Source organism: Bradyrhizobium sp., assembly GCF_049798375.1.
GTDB lineage: Bacteria > Pseudomonadota > Alphaproteobacteria > Rhizobiales > Xanthobacteraceae > Bradyrhizobium.
The window spans coordinates 1-4663 of the sequence record NZ_JBARGP010000530.1; the positions used below are offsets into that span (position 1 = coordinate 1).

The 4663-nt window shown below is 65.2% G+C and carries 5 protein-coding genes; all 5 read left to right on the forward strand.

Annotated features, from left to right (window positions below; translation table 11 throughout):
• Nucleotides 1-86: 86 nt before the first annotated feature.
• A complete protein-coding gene (locus WA702_RS21520) occupies nt 87-845 on the forward strand; it encodes a metal ABC transporter ATP-binding protein (protein ID WP_425112568.1) in 759 nt (252 codons plus the stop codon).
• A complete protein-coding gene (locus WA702_RS21525; protein ID WP_425112569.1) occupies nt 845-1714 on the forward strand; it encodes a metal ABC transporter permease in 870 nt (289 codons plus the stop codon). The genes WA702_RS21520 and WA702_RS21525 overlap by 1 nt, the downstream gene beginning before the upstream one ends.
• Before the next feature lie 9 nt (nt 1715-1723).
• Nucleotides 1724-2596 carry a metal ABC transporter solute-binding protein, Zn/Mn family gene (locus WA702_RS21530; RefSeq protein WP_425112570.1) on the forward strand — a complete coding sequence of 291 codons (873 nt, stop codon included), beginning with the start codon at nt 1724-1726 and terminating at the stop codon, nt 2594-2596.
• Between the two features lie 87 nt (nt 2597-2683).
• Nucleotides 2684-3736 (forward strand): CobW family GTP-binding protein, encoded by a 1053-nt coding sequence (locus WA702_RS21535; RefSeq protein WP_425112571.1) that lies wholly within the window; start codon nt 2684-2686, stop codon nt 3734-3736.
• On the forward strand, nt 3736-4663 hold a 928-nt coding region (locus WA702_RS21540), incomplete at its 3' end, for a WD40 repeat domain-containing protein (RefSeq protein WP_425112572.1). The genes WA702_RS21535 and WA702_RS21540, both read left to right, overlap by 1 nt.

A 4663-nucleotide genomic window follows, 5' to 3' on the forward strand; every position in this document is an offset into this window, starting at 1 on the left:
CATGCCGGTCACCGCGCGCCTGGCCGCTGCCGCAGCGGTCAGCGCGGGGCTGTGGGCGATCGTCTGGCTGGCAATGCGGTGAGGCCATGACCGCGCAGCTGACATTCGAGGACGTCACTTTGGGCTATGACCGCCATCCGGCGGTGCATCATCTCTCTGGCGCGGTCGACGCCGGCGCGCTGCTCGCTGTGGTCGGGCCGAACGGTGCCGGCAAGTCGACCTTGTTTCGCGGCGTCGTCGGTCTGCTCAAGCCGCTCGCGGGCCGCATCGTCACCCCTGGCCTGGGGCCACGAACGATCGCCTATCTGCCGCAGATCGCGGATATCGACCGCTCCTTCCCGATCTCGGTGATCGATTTCGTCAGCACCGGACTGTGGCGTGCGACTGGCATCTTTGGCGGCATTGGCGCTGCAGCCCGCAAGGCAATCGCGCAAGCGATCGCCGTCGTCGGCCTGACCGGTTTCGAGAATCGCGGCATCGGTACCTTGTCCGGCGGCCAGATGCAGCGCCTGCTGTTCGCGCGGGTGTTGCTGCAGGATGCGCGGGTCATCGTGTTGGACGAGCCGTTCAACGCGATGGATGCGAAGACCCAGGCCGATCTGCTGGCGCTGGTCGCGCATTGGCATGCCGAGGGGCGCACCGTGCTGGCGGCTCTGCACGACATGGAGATGGTGCGCGCGCATTTCCCGCAAACCTTGCTGCTGGCGCGCGAAGCCGTGGCCTGGGGTGCCACATCCGAGGTGCTGACGGCCGAGAACCTGCTCGCCGCGCGGCGGATGTGCGAGGCCTTCGACGACACGGCCGGGACCTGCGCGCCCGAACATCGGCCGTCGCGGGCGGCGTGATGATCAGCCAGATTTTTCTCACTCCGTTTTCCCAATTCGAGTTCATGCGCCGTGCGCTCGCCGCCGTGATCGCGCTTGCGCTCGGCGGCGGCCCGATCGGCGTGTTCCTGATGCTGCGGCGCATGAGCCTCGTTGGTGACGCGATGGCGCATGCGATCCTGCCGGGCGCCGCGGTCGGCTTCCTGCTCTCCGGCCTCAATCTGTTCGCGATGACGACCGGCGGCCTCGTCGCCGGCTTTGCGGTGGCGCTGCTCGCCGGCCTCGTCTCGCGCTCGACCGGGGTCAAGGAGGACGCCTCGCTGGCGACCTTCTATCTCGCCTCGCTCGCGCTCGGTGTCACCATCGTCTCGGTGAAGGGCACCAACATCGATCTCCTACACGTGCTGTTCGGCAACATCCTCGCCATGGACGATCCGACCCTGCTGCTGGTCGCGGTCAACGCCACCATCACGCTGCTGGTGCTCGCGGTGATCTATCGTCCCCTGGTGATCGAGAGCGTCGATCCCTTGTTCCTGCGCACCGTGAGCCGGGCAGGGGCACCGGCGCATCTGGTGTTCCTGGCGCTGATCGTGATCAATCTCGTCAGCGGTTTCCAGGCGCTCGGCACCCTGCTCGCGGTCGGGCTGATGATCCTGCCCGCCGGCATCGCCCGGTTCTGGTCGCGCGACATCACGCCGATGATCTGCATCGCGGTGGCCTCCGCGATCGCCTCGGGTTATATCGGGCTGGTGCTGTCGTTCCAGACCCGCATTCCCTCCGGCCCAGCGATCATCCTGGTTGCCGCGGGGCTCTATCTGGGCTCGGTGCTGTTCGGCCGCATCGGCGGTGTGGTCCCGCAACTGTTTCCGCGCCGGCATCTCGAGGCCTGAAGACTGCCCATGCGTTTGTGCTCCGCCCTGATCTGCCTTGCGTTCGCGCTGACCGCGCAGCCCTGCTTTGCGACTGAGCGGCTGAACGTGGTGGCGAGCTTCTCGATCCTCGCGGATTTTGCGCATCAGGTCGGTGGCGACAAGGTCGAGATCACGTCGCTGGTCGAGCCTGACAGCGATGTGCATGTCTACACACCGTCGCCGCATGATGCGCGCGACGTCGGCCTGGCGAAACTCGTCATCATCAACGGGCTCGGCCTCGAGGGCTGGATGCCGCGGCTGCTACAGGCCTCTGGCAGCAAGGCGCGGGTGGTGACCGCAAGCGATGGCATCACGCCGCTCAAGCGCGGCGCGGACGCCGATCCGCATGCCTGGCAGTCCGTCAAGAATGCCATGATCTACGTCCGCAACATCCGTGCCGCGTTCGAGGCGGCCGATCCCGCCGATGCCGCGGCCTTCAAGGCCAATGCGGAGCGCTATCTCGCCGCGCTCGAGGCGCTCGACCGCGAGGTTCGCGCAGACGTCGAGAAGATCCCGCCCGCGCGGCGCAAGGTGATCTCGACCCACAACGCGTTCGGCTATTTCGCCGACGCATATGGCATCCAGTTCATCGCGCCGCTCGGCGTCTCCACCCAGACCGAGCCCAGCGCCCGCGATCTGGCCGAGATCGTCGGCCAGATCAAGCAGGCGCAGATTCCGGCGGTATTCCTGGAGAATTTCAATGACGACAGGCTGATCGGCCGGGTGGCCAGCGAGACCGGCACCAAGGTCGGCGGAACGCTGTATTCCGACGCCCTGAGCGACGAAAACGGCCCTGCACCCACTTACATTGACATGGTCAGGCACAATATAAATACGCTGACCAGCGCGCTTGCCCCGTGAGTCCTCGATTCCCTAGTCCTCGACGCCGAGGGCCGTTGCGCCACGAAACGATTCCCGAAGGTTTCAGCACCTTTCCCCGGAGTGAGTATGTCTGACGCGACCTCCCAAAAAATCCCCGTGACCGTTCTGACCGGCTATCTTGGGGCCGGCAAGACCACGCTTCTGAACCGCATCCTGTCCGAGGACCACGGCAAGAAATACGCCGTCATCGTCAACGAATTCGGCGAGATCGGCATCGACAACGACCTCATCGTCGGCGCCGACGAAGAAGTGTTCGAGATGAACAATGGCTGCATCTGCTGCACGGTGCGCGGCGATCTCGTGCGCATCATCGAGGGCCTGATGCGGCGCAAGGGCAAGTTCGACGCCATCATCGTCGAGACCACGGGGCTCGCCGATCCGGCGCCGGTGGCGCAGACCTTCTTCGTCGACGAGGACGTGCAGAAGAATGCGCGGCTCGATGCCGTCGTCACCGTGGCCGACGCCAAGTGGCTGTCGGACCGGCTGAAGGATGCGCCCGAGGCCAAGAATCAGATCGCGTTCGCCGACGTCATCGTGCTGAACAAGACCGATCTCGTCTCCAAGGCCGAGCTTGCTGAGGTCGAGGCGCGCATCCGCGGCATCAATCCTTATGCCAAGCTGCATCGCACCGAGCGCTGCCAAGTCGGCATCACGGATGTGCTGGAGCGCGGCGCCTTCGATCTCGACCGCATCCTGGAGATTGAGCCCGACTTCCTCGAGGTCGACGATCACGATCACGACCACCACCACGATCATGATCATGGCCATCACCACCATCATGGTCATGACCATGGTCACGGCCTGAAGCACTATCACGACGAAGACATGCAATCGATGTCGCTGCGATCGGACAAGCCGCTCGATCCGAGCAAGTTCATGCCGTGGCTGCAGAACCTGGTGCAGGTCGAGGGGCAGAAGATCCTGCGCTCCAAGGGCATCCTGGCGTTCCAGGGCGACGACGATCGTTACGTCTTCCAGGGCGTGCATATGATGCTGGAGGGCGACCATCAGCGGAAGTGGAAGGAGGACGAGAAACGCGAGAGCCGCGTCGTCTTCATCGGTCGCGAATTGCCGGAGCGGGCCATTCGCGAAGGTTTTGAAAGCTGCATCGTGACCTGATGAGTTCGTTCGAGCCAGGCGGCGAGGCCGCATCCATCGTCTCTGTCACCGACAAGGTGAAGTCTGTGTCGCTCGGCATGCCGGCGGCTGCCGTGCACTATCTCGGCGATCGCGCGGCCTTCGTCGGCACCGAGGACAGCGTCGCCTTCGTCGACAACGAAGGCGCCGTCGCGAAGGTCGAAGTCACCAATGGCGGCATCCTGTCTGATGTTGCCGACGGTACGCGCATCCTGATGGGCTGCGACAACGGCCAGGTTGTCACGCTCGACAAGAAGGGCGAGACCAGCGTGCTCGCGACCGATCCGAAGCGGCGCTGGATCGACAATGTCGCTCTGCACGGCGATGGCGCCATTGCATGGTCGGTCGGCAAGACTGCCTTCGTCCGCCCGCCCAAGGGCGAGGAGAAATCGCTTGAGGTGCCGTCCACCGTCGGTGGCCTGGCGTTCGCGCCCAAGGGCCTGCGGCTGGCGATCGCGCATTATAACGGCGCCACCTTGTGGTTTCCCAACATGGCCGGGGAGCCGGAGTTTCTGGCCTGGGCTGGCTCGCATCTCGGCGTCAGCTTCAGCCCGGACAACAAATTCCTGGTCACCTCGATGCACGAGCCGGCGCTGCATGGCTGGCGCCTCGCCGACAACCGGCACATGCGGATGACCGGCTATCCGTCGCGCGTGCGGTCGATCGCCTGGGGCGCCGGCGGCCGCTATCTTGCGACCTCGGGTGCCGACATGGTGATCATGTGGCCGTTCGTCGGCAAGGACGGGCCGATGGGCAAGGAGCCGGCGATGCTGGCGCCGCTGCAGGCCAAGGTCACCGCGGTGGCCTGCCATCCCAAGGAAGACGTGCTTGCCGCCGGCTACGAGGACGGCACGGTGCTGATGGTGCGCATGCATGACGGCGCCGAGATTCTCGTGCGCCGCAACGGCA